Origin of the sequence: Streptomyces sp. SP18BB07 (genome assembly GCF_036322545.1) — a bacterium.
GTDB classification, from domain to species: Bacteria; Actinomycetota; Actinomycetes; order Streptomycetales; family Streptomycetaceae; genus Streptomyces; species Streptomyces deccanensis.
This window is the reverse complement of the sequence record NZ_JAQYWT010000237.1, coordinates 64,912-81,714: the sequence shown is the minus strand read 5'-3', so window position 1 is coordinate 81,714 and position 16,803 is coordinate 64,912. Positions and strand designations below refer to the sequence as shown.

The following is a 16,803-nucleotide window of genomic DNA, read 5'->3' as shown; positions in this document are numbered from 1 at the left end:
CGACCACCCCTCCCGGAGCGGTCCGCCCCTCCCAGCGGCGCGCCCGGTCACCGCGCGGGAAGCGTCGTGTCCCCGACCGGCGCCCCCGCCTGCGGCGGCACGACGGACCCGCCGAACACGAACTCCCGCAGCTTGCGCCAGACCCCGTCGGAACCCTGCTCGTAGAGCGCGAACCCGGTGCAGGGCCACTCGGCCTCGTACTCGGCGAGCTCCTCGAACGCCCGGTCCATCGCCTCCTCGGCGATGCCGTGCGCCACGGTGACATGCGGGTGGTACGGGAAGTTCAACTCGCGTGCCACCGGCCCCGACGCGTCCCGGACCTGCTTCTGCAACCAGGTGCAGGCCTCGGCCCCCTCGACGACCCGCACGTACACGACGGGCGACAGCGGGCGGAAGGTACCCGTGCCGGCCAGCCGCATCGGGAAGGGACGCCCGGCCGCCGCGACCTCACGGAGGTGCTGCTCGATCGCCGGGATGTCGGTGTCCTCGACCTCGGTCGGCGGCAGCAGCGTGACATGGGTGGGGATGCCGTGAGCCGCGGCGTCGCCGAAACCCGTGCGCCGCTCCTGGAGCTGGCTGCCGTGGGGCTCCGGGACCGCGATCGACACACCGATCGTTACGGTCCCCACGTCGTCTCCTGTCGTCGTGTCATGCGAGTTGTCGTCGTGCTTGTCAGCCACGGTCCGTCGTACCGGTCGCCGGTCGTACGGACTGTCGGTCGTTCTGACTGTCGGTCGTACTGACTGCCAGTCGTACTGACTGCCAGTCGTACGGACTGTCGGTCGTACCGGCTGTCGGTCGTACCGGATATCGACTGTACGGCCACGGCGGTCCTCCCGGCAGGCGCAGCGGGAGTGATGTGCGGCGCTGTCGGTGGTGCGACCGGTGGTGCGAGAGGCGCTCGGGCGCAGAGGTGGTGCGGCTCAGTGCTTGGCGGGCAGGAAGCCCACCGCGTCGTACGCCTGGGCGAGCGTCTCCGCCGCGACCGCGCGCGCCTTCTCGGCCCCCTTGGCCAGGATCGAGTCGAGCGTCTCCGGGTCGTCCAGATACTGCTGGGTGCGCTCCCGGAACGGCGTCACGAACTCGACCATGACCTCGGCGAGGTCCGTCTTGAGCGCACCGTAGCCCTTGCCGACGTACTTCTGCTCCAGTTCCGCGATACCCGCCCCCGTCAGGGTCGAGTAGATGCTCAGCAGGTTGCTGACGCCCGGCTTCTCCGCGGTGTCGAAGCGGATCACCGTGTCGGTGTCGGTGACGGCGCTCTTGACCTTCTTCGCGGTGACCTTCGGATCGTCGAGCAGGTTGATCAACCCCTTCGGGGTCGACGCCGACTTGCTCATCTTGATCGCGGGGTCCTGGAGGTCGTAGATCTTCGCCGTCTCCTTCAGGATGTACGGCTTCGGGATCGTGAAGGTCTCGCCGAAGCGACCGTTGAAGCGCTCGGCGAGGTCACGGGTGAGCTCGATGTGCTGGCGCTGGTCCTCGCCGACCGGCACCTCGTTCGCCTGGTACAGCAGGATGTCCGCGACCTGGAGGATCGGGTACGTGAAGAGGCCGACGCTCGCGCGGTCGGCGCCCTGCTTGGCGGACTTGTCCTTGAACTGGGTCATACGGGAGGCCTCGCCGAAGCCGGTGAGGCAGTTCATGACCCAGCCGAGCTGCGCGTGCTCGGGGACGTGGCTCTGGACGAAGAGCGTGCAGCGCTCCGGGTCGAGACCGGCGGCGAGGAGCTGCGCGGCGGCGAGCCTGGTGTTGGCGCGCAGGTCCGCGGGGTCCTGCGCGATGGTGATCGCGTGCAGGTCGACGACCATGTAGAAGGCGTCGTGGGACTCCTGCAGGGCCACCCACTGGCGGACGGCGCCGAGGTAGTTGCCGAGGTGGAACGAGCCGGCGGTGGGCTGGATGCCGGAGAGCACGCGGGGTCGATCAGAGGCCATGCTCACCATTCTCTCAGGTATCCGGGGGCGTTCCGGAACCGACCGGAAACAGATGTGACACGGGTGGGAACCGATCCGGTCCGGGCGGTGTACCCATGTTGTGAGAACGCGGGAGGGGGGCCGCATCGTCGATGAGGCCGCGGTGATCGCACGCGTACGCGCCGGGGAGCCGGAGGCCTATGCGGAGCTGGTGCGCGCCCATACGGGCATCGCGCTGCGGGCGGCGCGGGCGCTCGGCGCCGGTGCGGACGCGGAGGACGTGGTGCAGCAGGCCTTCTTCAAGGCGTACTGCTCACTGGGCCGCTTCCGGGACGATGCCGCGTTCCGGCCGTGGCTTCTGTCGATCGTGGCCAATGAGACGAGGAACACAGTGCGGACAGCGGGGCGCCAGCGATCACTGGCCGACCGGGAGGCCGCCTTCGTGGAGGCCGAGCCGCTGATACCGCCCTCGGCCGACCCGGCGGTCGCCGCGCTGGAGATAGAGCGGCGTGTCGCGCTGCTGGGCGCCCTGGAGAAGCTGAGCGAGGAACACCGGCTGGTCGTCACGTACCGCTATCTGCTGGAGATGGACGAGCCGGAGACGGCGGCCGCCCTGGGCTGGCCCCGAGGCACGGTGAAGTCCCGCCTGAGCCGCGCCCTGCGCAAGCTGAGCCGTCTCCTACCGGAGTGCGAACCGGGGCAGCCGCTGGGCCGGAAGGGCGGAGGGGGTGAGGGGCGTGCGTGAGCCGGACGGGGGCGGGGAGCGGGGAGCGGGCGAGGAGCGGGGACCTGGCGAGCAGCAGGGCTGGGACGAGGACGGTGGTCGTGCCGGTGAGTGCGGCCGTGCGGAGGACCGGGGCCGGGGCCAGGACCGGGGCCGGGGCCCTGCGGAGGACCGGGGGCGTGCCGACGGGCAGGGGCGAGGGGCGTGGTGGGACGGCTCCGGCACCGAGGGTGAGGTGCGTGACGCCCGGTTGACCGGGGAGCTGCGGGCGCTCGGGCGGGCGCTGGATCGGCCGGGGAGCGACGGCGACGAGACCATGGTCGAGCGTGTCCTCCAGCAGATACTCGCCGAGCGGGTGCCGACCCCGGTGGCCGGGCCGCCGGGGGCCGGAGAGCGGCTGCGGGCGGTGCGCCGGTGGGCCCGCACACGCTGGCGCGCGCTGATCGCCGCGCTGTGCGGGCTGCTCACGGCCCTCGTCCTCACCCCTCCGGTGCGGGCGGCGGTGGCCGACTGGTTCCGCTTCGGCGGGGTCGAGGTGCGGTACGACCCGTCGGCGACGCCCTCGCCGGGCGCCCGGGTGCCCGGCTGCCCGGAGCCGGTCTCGCTCACCGAGGCCGCGCGGCGGGCGGGGTTCGCTCCGCTCGTGCCGGGCGCGCTGGGCCCCCCGGACGCGGTGTCCGTGACGCGTGCGCCGAAGGACCGCTTCGTGATCACCCTCTGCTGGGAGGAGCGGGGAGGCACCGTCCGGCTCGACGAGTACGCGGCCCTGCTCGCCCCCGAGTACGGCAAGACCGTGGCGGGCGAGCAGGCCGTGGAGTGGATCGAGCTGGGCGCGGGCGCGTACGACGCGCTGTGGTTCCCCGAGCCGCATCTGCTGCGCTTCTGGATGACCTCCGAGGACGGCTCCCGCTACACCCGCTCGGAGCGCACGGCGGGGCCCACCCTGCTGTGGGTCCACGACGACGCGTTCACGCTGCGACTGGAGGGCGTGGAGTCGAAGGCGCGGGCACGGGAGATCGCGGACTCGTTGGACTGATCGGTGCCGTCCGGGTGGGAACCCCGGCGGTTCGAGCGGTGTACCAGGAGTGACACCGCGAGTGCGGGAGGGCCGCACCGGGATCGATCGGGGGTGTCGGATGCGTGGACTGCGACAACTGACGGCGGCGATGGGCGCGTTGCTGACGGCGTTCGCCCTGGTGCTGCTGGGGGCTCCGCCTTCGGCGGCGGGCGGGCCGACCAGCGTGCTGCTGGTCTCTCCGACGAGCCAGCGGACGGCCTCGCTGTACGGCACACAGGAGGAGTACGGCGACCTGGAGAGGCTCCTCGCCACAACGGGCGGCGAGCTCGACCGGAGCCGGGAGGAGGCCCCGGAGTGGGGTCGGGAGGAGATATGGGGGGAGCGGATCAGCGACATGGTCAGCGTGACGTGGATGATCCACGACGTGACGCCGTGGCGGTTGGACCGGGTCTACACGGCCGCGCCGGACACCAAGGACATCTGGATCCACACGACGCTCGGCACCGGTGAGGAGACCTTGGGCGCTCCGGACGCCGGCGTCTGGCACCGGGCGAAGCAGCCGGACCAGCTGCGGAAACTTCTCACCGGCCTGGAGATCCTGGGCGCGGCCCCGGGCGATCCGGACTCCGGCGCCCTCGTGCGGGACGAGCCGCCTTCGAGCGACGCGCCGGGCGGGCCCGCGGCAGGCACCGCCGGTACGTCCGCCGAGGTCAGGGCCGCGACCGGCACACCCGGCCTGACCGACCGCGCGCACTGGGCGATACCCGCCCTGGCCGTGGGCCTGCTCCTCGGCTCAGGCGGTGCCACGCTTCTCCTGCGCCGCGCGGCAGCCCGGAACGGGTCCGGGCCGCCGCAGGGGCCTCGTCAGGAGCTGCTGGACGCCTGAGTGACGACCGCCGGTAGGAGCCAGGGGCGGTCAGGAGGCGCACCGCAGGTCGGCCGGGTCGGCCGGGTCAGCCGAGGTCGATCTCCGGGTACAGCGGGAAGCCGGCGACGAGGTCGGTGGCGCGACGGGAGATCTCGTCGGCGACCTTCGCGTCGAGGATGTGCTGGGCCTTGGAGGGGGCGCCCGACTTGGTGGTGCCGGGCTCGGTGGTGGTGAGGACGCGGTCGATGAGGCCGGCGACCTCGTCCATCTCGGCGGTGCCCAGCCCCCGCGTCGTCAGCGCGGGCGTGCCGATGCGGATGCCGGAGGTGTACCAGGCGCCGTTCGGGTCGGCCGGGATGGCGTTGCGGTTGGTGACGATGCCGGAGTCGAGCAGCGCGGCCTCGGCCTGGCGGCCGGTGAGACCGTAGGAGGTGGCGACGTCGATCAGGTTGAGGTGATTGTCGGTGCCGCCGGTGACCAGGGTGGCTCCACGGCGCATCAACCCCTCGGCGAGGGCGCGGGAGTTGTCGACGATGCGCTGGGCGTAGTCCTGGAAGGCGGGCTGACGGGCCTCGGCGAGGGCGACGGCCTTGGCGGCCATGACGTGCGGGAGGGGACCGCCGAGGACCATCGGGCAGCCCCGGTCGACCTGGTCCTTGAGGGAGTCGTCGCACAGGACCATGCCGCCGCGCGGGCCGCGCAGCGACTTGTGGGTGGTCGTGGTGACGATCTGGGCGTGCGGTACGGGGTCGAAGTCGCCGGTGAGGACCTTGCCGGCGACGAGGCCCGCGAAGTGCGCCATGTCCACCATGAGCGTGGCGCCGACCTCGTCGGCGATCTCGCGCATGATCCGGAAGTTCACCAGACGGGGGTAGGCGGAGTAGCCGGCGACGATGATCAGCGGCTTGAAGTCACGGGCGGAGGTGCGCAGGGCCTCGTAGTCGATGAGGCCGGTGGCGGGGTCGGTGCCGTAGGAGCGCTGGTCGAACATCTTGCCGGAGATGTTCGGGCGGAAGCCGTGGGTGAGGTGGCCGCCGGCGTCCAGGGACATGCCGAGCATGCGCTGGTTGCCGAAGGCCTGGCGGAGTTCGGCCCAGTCGGCGTCGGAGAGGTCGTTGACCTGGCGGGCGCCGGCCTTCTCCAGGAAGGGGGCCTCGACCCGGTCGGCGAGGACGGACCAGAAGGCGACCAGGTTGGCGTCGATGCCGGAGTGCGGCTGGACGTAGGCGTGACGGGCGCCGAAGAGTTCCTTGGCGTGCTCGGCGGCGAGCGACTCGACGGTGTCGACGTTGCGACAGCCGGCGTAGAAGCGGCGGCCGACGGTGCCCTCGGCGTACTTGTCGCTGAACCAGTTGCCCATGGTCAGGAGAGTGGCCGGGGAGGCGTAGTTCTCGGAGGCGATCAGCTTGAGCATCTCGCGCTGGTCGGTGACCTCCTGGCCGATGGCGTCGGCCACCCGCGGCTCGACGGCGCGGATCACATCGAGGGCGGCACGGAAGGCGGTGGACTCGGGGGAGAGGGGCTCGGCTGACATGGGGACCTCCGGACGTTGCGTTCAGCGTTCACGGTACGGCCCAGGCGCACGGCACTCATCCTGCCCGGGCCGCTCCCCGATGGTCCGTCCCATCCCAGCGCGCCAGTCACGACCCACGGCTCACCCTATCGGGCGGGCGGGAGCGGCGGGCCGGGACGTCCACCATTCGAACGACGGGAGGAGGCAGGCATGTCAGAAGATCATCAGAGGATCACATGGGGGAGGAAACGGGCGTACTCGTCCGTGATCAGGCCCGAGGACTCGCGGATACCGAGACCGGCGGACTCGTTCTCGACGACCCAGGCGCCGAGGACGACGTGGTTGTCGTCGAAGGTGGGGAGGGGGGCCAACTCCTGGTAGCAGCAGGGTTCTTCGCGGGGTTCGAAGGCGGTGTCGGGGGCGTGGAGGGTGACGCCGGCGCCCTCGCGGCCCAGGAGGGGTTTGGCGACGTAGCCGGTGGTGGTGGCCAGTTCGCGGGGGCCGTCGAGATAGGCGGGGAGGAGATGGGGGTGACCGGGGTACAGCTCCCAGAGGACGGCGAGGAGTGCCTTGTTGCTGAGCAGCATCTTCCAGGCGGGCTCGATCCACATCGTGGTCCCGGTGCCGCCGCCGTTGTCGAGGGTGGCGAGGACATGGGGGGCGAAGCGGTCGGTGGTGAGCCACTCCCAGGGGTAGAGCTTGAAGACGCTGCGGATGAAGCGGAGCTTCTTGTCGACGAAGCGTTCGGAGAGGCGGTCCCAGCCGATGTCCTCCATGGAGATCCAGTCGGTGGCGAGTCCGGCCTGTTCGGCGGTCTCCTTCAGATAGGCCACCGTCATCAGGTCCTCGCCGAGCTCGTCGCCGGCGGAGTGCGCGAAGTAGAGGGGGCTGCCCGGCGGCAGGAGCGGGGACTGTTTCCGCCAGGCGTCGACGAGGCGTTCGTGGAGGGAGTTCCACTGGTCGGCGCCCGGGAAGCGTTCCTCCATCCAGAACCACTGGGGGCTGGCCGCCTCGACGAGCGAGGTCGGGGTGTCGGCGTTGTACTCCAGCATCTTGGCGGGGCCGGTCCCGTCGTAGCGGAGGTCGAAGCGGCCGTAGACGGACGGCAGTTCGGCTCGCCGGTGCCACGCCTCGGCGACGAGGTCGACGAGGCGTGGGTCGGTGATGCCGAGGTCGGCGAAGCGGTCCTCGGCCACGATGTGCTCGGCCGCCGCGAGGCACATGCCGTGCAGTTCCTCGACGCCCTCCTCCAGCGCCTCGACCTCGGGGAGCGAGAAGACGTAGTACGCGCTCTCGTCCCAGTAGGGGCGCAGGGAACCGTCGGGGTGGCGGGTCAGCGGGTAGATGAGCCCCTGTTCCTCGACGGTCTCCTGCCAGCCGGGGCGGGGTTCGATGGTGCGGCGTTCCATGGTGCTGCCTCGTCCGCCGGGTCAGCCGCCGCTGGAGCCGGAGCCGTCGCCGTCGCCCGAGCAGCCGAAGCCGTCCCGGTCGACGGCCTCGCTGCGGCTGAAGGTGCCGTAGTCGGCGCGGCCGCCGCTGACGTCCGCGTCGTAGTACCAGGCGGCGTCGACCGAGTCGCTCCGGCTGCGGTTTCCGCTGCTGTTGCTCTTGCGGTTCTTGCCGTACGAGGACGAGGAGCTGGAGCTCGAGTTGCAGTTCTTGTCGGCGATGATCTTGTAGCCGTTGGCGTAGTCGTAGCTGTCGCGGTCCACGCAGCGGCGGTCCGGATCGGAACCGCAGGAGGTCAGGGCCGCCGCGACGACGCCCATCCCACCGAGTACGACCGTGCTGGACCGCAGCCGCCTGCGCTGTTCTCCCATGTGTGCTCCCCCGTGGGGCTCGTGAGCCCCGCCGTACCGGGCCGGTTCGCGATGCGGTACGCGAGGATCGGCCGCCGTCTTATGTGTGCTTTATCGGCGCTCAGACTAGTGATCGACTCCCGGAGGGGGCCAACCGGGTGCGAAACGGCGGCTACGGTCGGCGGATCGCCTGCAACGAGCGTTCGGCCTGGGCGCGCAGGGCGTCGGCGAGTTCGGGTGCGGCTGACGCGTCCAGGGTGAAGTCGGCGTCCACCGAAGTGATCATCCAGGCGAGGTCGCGCGGGGTCTCGGCGCCCAGGTGCAGCAGACAGTGGTCGTCGTCGAGGGGTTCGAGCACGCCCATGCCGGGCCAGAGCCGCTCTGCGACCGATGCGGCCGGCTCGTGCAGGGTGACGGTGGCGCGGAAGGGCCAGGCCCGGGACGAGAGTCGGTGGGCGAGATAGGTCGCCGCGTCGCCGTCGGGAAGAGCGCGCGGGACGAAGCGTGGTCCGGTCGGTGTGCGCGGCACGAGGCGGTCGACCCGGAAGGTGCGCCAGTCCGCGCGGTCCGTGTCCCAGGCGACGAGATACCAGTGCCGGTCGAAGCTGACGAGGCTGTGCGGTTCGACGGTGCGGACGCGAGGGGTGGAGGGCTCGGCAGCGGATGCATCGGGGGCGGAGGGCTCGGCAGCGGACGGATCGGGGGTGGAGGTGTGTGGGCCGGCGTAGTCGAAGCGGAGGCGTTCGTGGCGGCGGCAGGCTTCGGCGATGGCCATGAGGGTGTCCGGCGAGACCTTGGGGGCCGGGGCGGCTCCCGCGCGGACGGTGGCGTGGTGCAGGGTGGTCACCCGGTGCCGCAGCCGGGACGGCAGCACCTGCTCCAGCTTGGTGAGGGCGCGCAGCGAGGCCTCCTCGACGCCGGTGACCGTGCCCTCGGCGGCGGTGCGCAGGCCGACCACGACCGCGACGGCCTCCTCGTCGTCGAGCAGCAGGGGCGGCAGGCTCGCGCCGGCGCCGAGCCGGTATCCGGCGGCGCCCCGGGCGGCGTGCACGGGGTAGCCGAGGTCACGCAGTCGTTCGATGTCCCGGCGCAGGGTGCGTCGGCTGACGCCGAGCCGCTCGGCGAGTTCGGCACCGGAGCGGTCGCGGTCGCGGTGGGTCTGCAGCAGGGCGAGCAGCTTCAGCAGTCGTCCGGAGGTCTCCAGCATGGTCATGAGGGTGCCGCAGAGTTAGGACCGAAGGTGACCCAACCGGTTCGTAGCGTCGGAGCCATGACGAAGCCGACACCCGATGTCCTTCCCCAGTCCGAGCCCCGCCCGGAGGCCCACGCCCACCCCCACCTCCCCTCGAACTCCGAGCCAGCACCCGCACCCGCGCCCGCGCCCGCACCGTTCCGGATCGCGATCCCGCAGGAACGGCTCGACGATCTGCGCAGGCGGCTCGCGGACACCCGCTGGCCCGACGAACTGCCCGGTGTGGGGTGGAGCCGGGGCGTGCCGACGGGCTATCTGAAGGAGCTGGCCGAGTACTGGCGCACCGGCTTCGACTGGCGGGCGCAGGAGGCGGCGCTCAACGGGTACGACCAGTACACGGCGGAGGTCGACGGGCAGAACGTGCACTTCCTTCATGTGCGGTCGCCGGAGGCGGGGGCCACACCGTTGCTGCTGTTGCACGGGTGGCCTGGCTCGGTGGTGGATTTCCTGGACGTCATCGGGCCGTTGTCCGATCCCCGGGCCCACGGCGGGGACCCGGGCGACGCGTTTCACCTGGTCATCCCGTCGCTGCCCGGGTTCGGACTCTCCACACCGCTGGCGGGGCCCGGGATGAACGCGGCCCGGACGGCCACGGTGTTCACAGGGCTGATGTCCCGTCTGGGGTACGAGCGGTACGGGGTCCAGGGGTATGACACCGGGTCGTGGATCGCGCCCGAGATGGGGAAGCAGGCACCGGAACGGGTCGTCGGGGTCCATGTGAACGGCATGATCACCTTCCCCGTAGGGGCGGAGGGCGAGATGGACGGCCTCAGCGAGGTCGAGCAGCGGCGCTGGCACACCATGCAGGACTTCAACGACGGCTATCTCCAGTGCAATTCCAAACGGCCGCAGACGGTGGCGTACGGGCTCACCGACTCCCCCGTGGGTCAACTGGCCTGGATCGTGGAGAAGTTCAAGGAGCTGACGGACCCCGAGGACGGGCTGCCGGAGGACAGCGTGGACCGGGACCGCATGCTGACGAACGTCTCGCTGTACTGGTTCACCGGCACGGCGGCCTCGGCCGCGCAGATCTACTACGAGGAGATCTCCGCGAGTTCCTGGGGCGAGACCGACGGTGCAGGCGCGCGGGTGCCCACCGCTGTGCTGGTCTCGGCGCGCGATGTGACGGTCCGGCGTTGGGCCGAGCGGGACCACGACATCGTGCGGTGGACCGAACTCGACCGTGGGGGCCACTTCCTCGCCCTGGAGGCCCCGGAAGCTCTCGTCGAGGACCTTCGGGAGTTCTTCCGCGAGCTGCGGTGAAGAGGGAACAAATTCACCCCCGTACGCAGGTCGCTCCCGTCGGGCACAGGGAGGTGGCCGCCATCGTGACCGGCTCGCGCAGGGTGTCGAGCGGGGTCGACTCGGGGGCGCTGAGGCGGACGCCGTAGATCTGGTCGTCGGCCGTGCGGAAGCGGTGGTCGACGACCTGACGGGCGCCCAGATCGCCGTCGCCGTCGAAGCGGTAGACGACCTCGGAGTAGCTGTCGTCGTCGGCGGCGCGGTCGATGACGCGGTAGCCGGGGAGGCGGGCGAAGCCGTAGTTCTCGTTCTCGGCCAGGTCCATGGATTCGGCGGGAGTGTCCTCGCTGACCTGGAAGAGCTGGAGGATTTGGCTGCCGTCCGGGGACTCGTACGTCACGACGGTGGGTTTGCCCGTCGGTGTCTTCGCGGTCCGGTCCCAGCCGGAGGGTACGAGGACCGTGAAGCCAGCCGGGTCGTCGGAGCGCACGTAGCCGGGGGCGCCGTCCGCGCTGTCGTCCCCGTCCACGCCGCCATTCGCGCCCCCGTCCTCGCCCTCACTTGAGTCACCGTTCGACTCGTCGCCCGTGTCCGACCGCTTCGGGGTGGCCGGGGCGGTGGTCCCTTCGTCCTGTGGGCCCGCCGCCGAGAGGGAGGGCGGGGGCGTGGAGGGGGAGGTGTCCGTGGCCGTCGTACGGGCCGGGTCGTCGTCCCGGTACAGGGACCACACCCCGAATCCGGCGCCGCCGCCGAGCAGCGCGGCGAGTACGACGATGGCCGCCGTGCGCGGCCAGGGGCTGCCCCCTCCGGACGGCTCGTCCACCCAGCGTCCTTGGTGCGGGTCCCAGCGCGTCATCCCGTCCCCCTTGCCGACGTCGGCGTCTCATGACGTGCGTAGGCAGACGATAGCGGCGAACATGCCGAACAGGCCCCGTCCTGGTCGAAACCGGGACAGGGCCTGCGTGGGCAAGCTATGGGGACGTCGCCCCCGGGAGGGCTGCTCAGATGAGGCCGAGCGCGCGGACCGCCTCGCGCTCCTCCGCCAGCTCCTGGACCGAGGCGTCGATGCGGGCGCGGGAGAACTCGTTGATGTCCAGGCCCTGGACGATCTCGTACTTGCCGTCCTTCACGGTGACCGGGAAGGAGGAGATGAGGCCCTCGGCCACACCGTAGGAGCCGTCGGACGGGATGCCCATGGAGGCCCAGTCGCCCTCGGCGGTGCCGTTGACCCAGGTGTAGACGTGGTCGATGGCGGCGTTGGCGGCGGAGGCGGCCGACGAGGCGCCACGGGCCTCGATGATCGCGGCGCCACGCTTGGCGACGGTCGGGATGAAGTCCTCGGCGAGCCACTTCTCGTCGTTGACCACCTCGGCGGCGTTCTTGCCGGCGACCGTGGCGTGGAAGATGTCCGGGTACTGGGTCGCGGAGTGGTTGCCCCAGATCGTGAGCTTCTTGATCTCGGAGACCGGGACGCCCGTCTTCTTCGACAGCTGGGTCAGCGCGCGGTTGTGGTCCAGGCGGGTCATCGCGGTGAAGCGCTCGGCCGGGACGTCCGGCGCGGCGGCCTGGGCGATGAGGGCGTTGGTGTTGGCCGGGTTGCCGACGACGAGGACCTTGATGTCGTCCGCCGCGTGGTCGTTGATGGCCTTGCCCTGCGGCTTGAAGATGCCGCCGTTGGCCTCCAGGAGGTCACCGCGCTCCATGCCCTTGGTGCGGGGGCGGGCGCCGACGAGCAGACCTACGTTGGCGCCGTCGAAGGCCACGTTCGGGTCGTCCGTGATGTCGATGCCCTGAAGGAGCGGGAAGGCGCAGTCGTCGAGCTCCATGGCGGTGCCCTCGGCGGCCTTGAGCGCCGGAGTGATCTCCAGGAGGCGGAGCTTGACCGGCACGTCCGCGCCGAGCAGCTGGCCGGAGGCGATGCGGAAGAGCAGGGCGTAACCGATCTGGCCGGCCGCGCCGGTGACGGTGACGTTCACGGGAGTGCGGGTCATGGCGTTCTCCGTATGACAGCTGGCGGTGGGGCGTCCCTGCCCCGTGGGACGTACAAATGATCGATCTCTTGGCGTCAAGAGAGATCGGTGGTCAGGCTACCGCGCATCCGGGATCCCGGACGGCCGGGGTTCGTGTGGCCCACCCCACAAGTCGCGCCGCAGGGAGGACCACACGAAAAGAGGCGGCCGCCGGTCCGGGGGGGGGTGGGACCATGCGGCCGCCTGTGGGGGTGCCGGGCCGGGAGGGTGGTGCGAGGTCTCCCGGGCGGGCCGGACTCCCGTGGGGGTACTCTCCGCCTGCCCCGGAGTCGGCCGGGCATTCCACTTACACCGTGATTACTTTTCGGGCACCGGCGATGACGTGACGTGACCGCCGGCGGGCGGCTGGTCGACGGGCTTCCGGGGGCCCGCCGGGCCGCCGCCTACCCCGTGCAGCCCTTCTGGCCCGAGGCCAGCGTGACGCAGGCCGTGGCCTCGCCCGCGTCCTTGACGGCGACCATCTGGGTGTAGGCGATGTTGTCGCCGGCGGCTTCGATGGCGGCGGTCTGCTTGGTCTTCCCGACCGCGACCTCGACCTCGTCGCCCTGGGTGGCTCCGGTGATGCGCGCCCAGGCGGCCTGGCAGGCCTTGCTGTAGCGGACCTCGACCCGTGTCGTGCCGATCGTGGCCTCGTCGGTGGTCCGGACGAGGTTGCCGATGCACCCCATGGTCTCGGGGTCCTTGCCGTCACAGTCCTTGCCGCTGCACTTCACGCCGGCCGGGAGGTCGGGGTTCGTGCCGGTCGAGGTCGACGGTGAGGTCGGGGGCTTGCCCTCGGCCTGGTCCTTGCCGCCACCGTTGGTGAGGAAGAACGCCACCGCGATCACCACGAGCGCGCCGACGGCTCCGGCGAGGAACATCGTCACGCGCCGCCTCGGCCCGGAGTCGCCGCCGTCGGAACGGCCGCCACCGCCGGGCGGCGGCCCGAAGACCCCCGAGGGGGCCGAGGCGTCACCGGCGGCCCGGCCGCCACCGGCACCCGAGGCACCGGCCGGACCCCGGGACGACGACGCCGACGACACCGAGGCGGGCCCGGGGGCCGCCCCCGAGGCAGCCCCGGAGGAGACCGACGACGAACGCCCTCCCGCCAGGGCCGACGGCGAGGACGGCGAGGACGCGGACGCCGAGGATGGGGAGGCCGAGGACGGGGAGGCCGACGGGGAGGACGGGGACGACGGCGGTGCGGCTCCCCAACTGACGCGCGACGCGCCCCCGGCGACCGCCCCGGCCCCACCGACCCCGCCGTACGGCGGCGCGGAGGAGGACACGGAGGGAGCGGAGGGAGCCGACGGCGACGAGGTGGAGGGCGTGCTCGAACTCCCGTATGACGAACCCCCGTACGGCGAGCGCGAGGCGCGATCGCTCGGGGAGCGCGGCTGCGGCGGGACGGTCGGCGAGACACCCGCCGGTCCCGCCACCCCCGGAGTCGCGGTGGCACTGCGGCCCGCTCTGCCGTTTCTGCCGCCGCCCTTGACGGTGGACTGGCCGCCCGTCTCGCCGAGGGCGGCGCGGGCCTGGGAGATACGGATCGCTTCCATGGTCATGTCGTGGCGCATCTCCGAACGGCTCCAGGCGCGCTCGGCCAGCTCCCACATGGTGGTCAGATGGACGGGATCGGTACCGGTCACCTCGGCCAACGCGACGATCGCGCCTTTCGGCGCGAGCAGTCTGCCGTTGAGATACCGCTCCCAGGACGTCTTGCTGTAGCCCGTGCGGTCGGCCACCGCTGCGATGCTCAGCCCACCGCGGTCGACGAGCCGGCGGAGCTGGCCCGCGAACTCCCTGACCTGTGGATCGAGTTCATCCGGCAAGGCCCTCCAACGAGGCATTACTTCCCCCTCTTCCCCCCGTACGTCTCTCCGTACGACCCGGGGCCCTCTCCGAAGCCCCGTTCTGGCCTACCCACTGGGATGCGCCCGGCAGGGATGCCAGTTCCGCGAAAAGGGGCGCGCGGGAGCATTTCGGACCTGCACATGCGCCGTCGCACGCCCCCCAACGGTCTGCGGTCCAGTGTCCCACCGACATCCCGGATTTCCGGACGAAATCACAGGTCCAGACACGGGACGTCCCGGGCCATCCCAAATGCCCACGTTAGCCCTGGTGTCGGGCGGGGCGACCGCACATCCTCAAATATGTCAACACATCGACACAACGACCACACAGGCGCGGTCAGCGGTCACCCGACGGATCAACGCCTGAACGGGTCGACGCGTCAACAGGTCAACGGGGACCAGGGGGATCACATGCAACTCAAGGCCAGGCTGCTGCTCGCGGCCGTCACCGTGACGGCCTCGGCCGGGCTCGCGCTCGGCACCGCCGCTCCGCTCGCCACGGCTTCCGAGCCGCACGTCGTCGACGGCTCCGGTGCCGCGTACAACGACTGGGGCGACGAGGGCACGCTGTCCGTCAACTCGCACGCCAAGAGCAACGCGACGCGGCTGTGGCAGAGCGTCCTGTACGCCGACGGCGCCAAGTGGAAGGACTCCAGCGGCGATCTGCACACCTTCACCGCGTGGGACATCGACGGGATCTTCGGCTGGAAGACCCGCTCGGCGACCAAGTACTGGCAGGCGCAGGAAGACCTGGAGGACGTCGACGGGATCGTCGGCAAGGAGACCTTCGGGCAGGCCGACGGTTTCCTCGACGGGCCCTTCGGCGACGGCAAGGTGACGTACGCGGGCCTGTCGCACGCGGTGGACTTCAAGCGCCTCGACGGGGACTACTACGTCAGGATCGGCTCGAAGTGGAAGGTCGCCGCGTACGACTGGCGCGGCTGAGGGTCCGGCCGGCGCCGACCGGTGACGGCGCGTCCTTCGCCGACGCGCCATCGGGGGGCCTGCCGTCGATGGGGGTCGTCACGCCAGCGTGACGGCCCCTATCAGCGCGGCGGCGACGAGGATCAGGGCGATCAGGACGGCGAGCGCGGCGTACAGGGCGATGCGGCCGGGCGGGCGGGGAGCCGGTTCGTCGGCGGGGGTGTCCCACCAGGGGAGCGTGGGGTCGTCCTCGTACGCCTCCGCCGTGCTCTCCCCCTGCTCCCCCACCGCTCGGGGGATGGACGGCTGGGACGGCGGCACCGTCTGGGGGGCCGGGCGCGGCCAGGCCCGTAGGGCCAGTTCCCGGAGCGCCCCGAACCGTTCGGCGTCCTCCCCGGCGACCCGGCACAGGGCCACGACCGCCTGCCGGGGCGGGGGCTGGGTGCCGTTCAGGTACCGCTGCCAGGAGGACTTGCTGTACGCGGTGCGCGCGCCGAGCGCGACGAGACTCAGTCCCGTGCGGTCCTTCAGCAGGCGTAGCTGCTCGACGAAATGCTGCACCTCCGGGGGGAGTTCGTCCGGCAGCGGCTGCCAGGCGCTCATCGGGCTTGCCTCCTCGGCTCGAGGGCGGGTCTGAGCAGGTGACGACGGTTGCGGGTGCACCGGTTCCCACCAGTACGGGCGTCGGAGCCGTGGCGTTCGGTCAGTGCGCCGGGGTGTTCTGGAGTGGCGTGGAGTGACGGGGGCGGTCTGGTGAGGCGAAGCGAAGAGCACGAGGAGGGGCGCGTGAGAACGGCCCCGCGCGCCGGTGTTGACATGCCGGGATGACGTCCGGGTGCCGGCGCCGTGGCTCGATGCGGACACCTTGGCGGAATGGTCACTTCCGTGCCACAGCGGCCTGACAGGTGTTGAACAGGGCGTTCGCCGTGCAGGAACGTGGAACGCGACGGCGGGCCGTCCTTACTCGGGGGAGGGGACGGACCGCCGTCGCTTTCCGTCGGGGACCGGGGCCTGGGCGGGATGCCTCAGCCCGTCTCCTCGTCGCCCACCGTGAAGTGCAGCGTGTCCTTGAGGAACGGGATCTCCAGCCACGGCCTGGGCTGGGCCATCAGCGCGAGCAGCACGATGGCGGTGCCGAGGACGATGTACGTGGCCATGTCGGTGAAGCGGGAGCGGACGGCGAGCATGCCGACGTCCCGGACGGCCCAGCGCAGCGCGGCGCCGCCGAGCATCGCGGCGCCGATCAGGATGGTGCCGAGCCGGAACGCGTCCAGCGCGGTGAGCAGCAGCCCGAGGCCCACGGTGCTCAGTACGACGAGGATGGGCCACTGCCGGACAGGGGCCGGCGCCTCACGCGGCGCCGCGCGGCCACCGCCCTCGGGCCGCGCGGTGTCCTTGGTGAACATCGGAAACCGCCGCGTACCACGTACGGGCTTCCCATCGGCATCGGGCACGCTGATGTGATCTCGCACCTCGATCTCATCAGCCGCCCCGCCCGACTCCCGAAGGCCTCCGCCCTCACCGGCCCCGGCCGCCTGGGTCGCTTCGCCGACCTCGGTGGCCTCGCCAGGCCCGGTCGCCTCGTCGGCCCCGGTCGCCTCGTCGGCCCCGGTGGCCTCGCCAGTCCCGGTGGCCTCACCGGCCCCGGTCGCCTTGCCAGTCCCGGTGACCTCACCGGCCCCGGT

The 16,803-nt window shown here is 71.6% G+C and carries 16 protein-coding genes and 1 riboswitch; of the genes, 5 read left to right on the top strand and 11 right to left on the bottom strand.

Annotated elements, in window-relative coordinates; genetic code table 11:
* Positions 1-47: 47 nt before the first annotated feature.
* Together PUR53_RS07755 and trpS are read right to left on the bottom strand one after the other, a co-directional pair.
* Positions 48-629 carry a 2'-5' RNA ligase family protein gene (locus tag PUR53_RS07755; RefSeq protein ID WP_239756832.1) on the bottom strand — a complete coding sequence of 194 codons (582 nt, stop codon included), beginning with the start codon at positions 627-629 and terminating at the stop codon, positions 48-50.
* A gap of 294 nt (positions 630-923) precedes the next feature.
* Positions 924-1,937, bottom strand: a complete 1,014-nt coding sequence (gene trpS, locus PUR53_RS07750) for a tryptophan--tRNA ligase (protein ID WP_239756831.1) — start codon at positions 1,935-1,937, stop codon at positions 924-926.
* 100 nt (positions 1,938-2,037) lie between these two features.
* Between trpS and PUR53_RS07745 the strand changes: the two genes are divergently transcribed.
* From PUR53_RS07745 to PUR53_RS07735, 3 genes are all read left to right on the top strand, one after another.
* Positions 2,038-2,661 carry an RNA polymerase sigma factor gene (locus PUR53_RS07745; RefSeq protein ID WP_329907817.1) on the top strand — a complete coding sequence of 208 codons (624 nt, stop codon included), beginning with the start codon at positions 2,038-2,040 and terminating at the stop codon, positions 2,659-2,661.
* Positions 2,662-2,875: 214 nt separating this feature from the next.
* Positions 2,876-3,676: a hypothetical protein gene (locus tag PUR53_RS07740; RefSeq protein WP_329898740.1), complete on the top strand. Its 801-nt coding sequence runs from the start codon at positions 2,876-2,878 to the stop codon at positions 3,674-3,676.
* Between the two features lie 100 nt (positions 3,677-3,776).
* The gene (locus tag PUR53_RS07735) at positions 3,777-4,544 is read left to right on the top strand and encodes a hypothetical protein (RefSeq protein WP_329898656.1); all 768 of its coding nucleotides are present in this window, start codon (positions 3,777-3,779) and stop codon (positions 4,542-4,544) included.
* Between the two features lie 67 nt (positions 4,545-4,611).
* Here PUR53_RS07735 and PUR53_RS07730 read toward each other — a convergent pair whose 3' ends face one another.
* From PUR53_RS07730 to PUR53_RS07715, 4 genes are all read right to left on the bottom strand, one after another.
* On the bottom strand, positions 4,612-6,060 hold the full coding sequence (locus PUR53_RS07730) for a glycine hydroxymethyltransferase (RefSeq protein ID WP_329907816.1): 1,449 nt from the start codon (positions 6,058-6,060) through the stop codon (positions 4,612-4,614).
* A 31-nt stretch (positions 6,061-6,091) separates the two neighbouring features.
* A riboswitch (ZMP/ZTP riboswitch) is annotated at positions 6,092-6,180 on the bottom strand.
* Positions 6,181-6,263: 83 nt separating this feature from the next.
* A complete protein-coding gene (locus PUR53_RS07725; protein WP_329907815.1) occupies positions 6,264-7,448 on the bottom strand; it encodes a glutathionylspermidine synthase family protein in 1,185 nt (394 codons plus the stop codon).
* 21 nt (positions 7,449-7,469) lie between these two features.
* Positions 7,470-7,859, bottom strand: coding sequence for a hypothetical protein (locus tag PUR53_RS07720; protein WP_239756826.1), 390 nt, complete (start codon positions 7,857-7,859; stop codon positions 7,470-7,472).
* A 151-nt stretch (positions 7,860-8,010) separates the two neighbouring features.
* Positions 8,011-9,045, bottom strand: coding sequence for a helix-turn-helix transcriptional regulator (locus PUR53_RS07715; protein WP_329898653.1), 1,035 nt, complete (start codon positions 9,043-9,045; stop codon positions 8,011-8,013).
* 63 nt (positions 9,046-9,108) lie between these two features.
* Between PUR53_RS07715 and PUR53_RS07710 the strand changes: the two genes are divergently transcribed.
* A complete protein-coding gene (locus PUR53_RS07710; protein ID WP_329907814.1) occupies positions 9,109-10,353 on the top strand; it encodes an epoxide hydrolase family protein in 1,245 nt (414 codons plus the stop codon).
* A 13-nt stretch (positions 10,354-10,366) separates the two neighbouring features.
* Here the strand turns inward: PUR53_RS07710 and PUR53_RS07705 are convergent, their stop codons facing one another.
* The 3 genes from PUR53_RS07705 to PUR53_RS48100 form a co-directional block, all read right to left on the bottom strand.
* Entirely contained in the window at positions 10,367-11,188 is an 822-nt protein-coding gene (locus tag PUR53_RS07705; RefSeq protein WP_329898651.1) for a hypothetical protein, read from the bottom strand.
* A 145-nt stretch (positions 11,189-11,333) separates the two neighbouring features.
* Positions 11,334-12,323 (bottom strand): malate dehydrogenase, encoded by a 990-nt coding sequence (locus tag PUR53_RS07700; RefSeq protein ID WP_329898650.1) that lies wholly within the window; start codon positions 12,321-12,323, stop codon positions 11,334-11,336.
* Between the two features lie 422 nt (positions 12,324-12,745).
* The gene (locus tag PUR53_RS48100; RefSeq protein WP_443080271.1) at positions 12,746-14,191 is read right to left on the bottom strand and encodes a DUF2690 domain-containing protein; all 1,446 of its coding nucleotides are present in this window, start codon (positions 14,189-14,191) and stop codon (positions 12,746-12,748) included.
* 414 nt (positions 14,192-14,605) lie between these two features.
* On the opposite strand from PUR53_RS48100, the gene PUR53_RS07680 reads away from it, so the two are divergent.
* Complete coding sequence (locus PUR53_RS07680; protein WP_329898649.1) at positions 14,606-15,139, top strand: peptidoglycan-binding domain-containing protein; 534 nt, start codon at positions 14,606-14,608, stop codon at positions 15,137-15,139.
* A 78-nt stretch (positions 15,140-15,217) separates the two neighbouring features.
* Here PUR53_RS07680 and PUR53_RS07675 read toward each other — a convergent pair whose 3' ends face one another.
* Positions 15,218-15,721 carry a helix-turn-helix domain-containing protein gene (locus PUR53_RS07675; protein WP_329898648.1) on the bottom strand — a complete coding sequence of 168 codons (504 nt, stop codon included), beginning with the start codon at positions 15,719-15,721 and terminating at the stop codon, positions 15,218-15,220.
* 422 nt (positions 15,722-16,143) lie between these two features.
* Positions 16,144-16,596: a DUF3017 domain-containing protein gene (locus tag PUR53_RS07670; RefSeq protein ID WP_329898738.1), complete on the bottom strand. Its 453-nt coding sequence runs from the start codon at positions 16,594-16,596 to the stop codon at positions 16,144-16,146.
* Positions 16,597-16,803 lie beyond the last annotated feature (207 nt).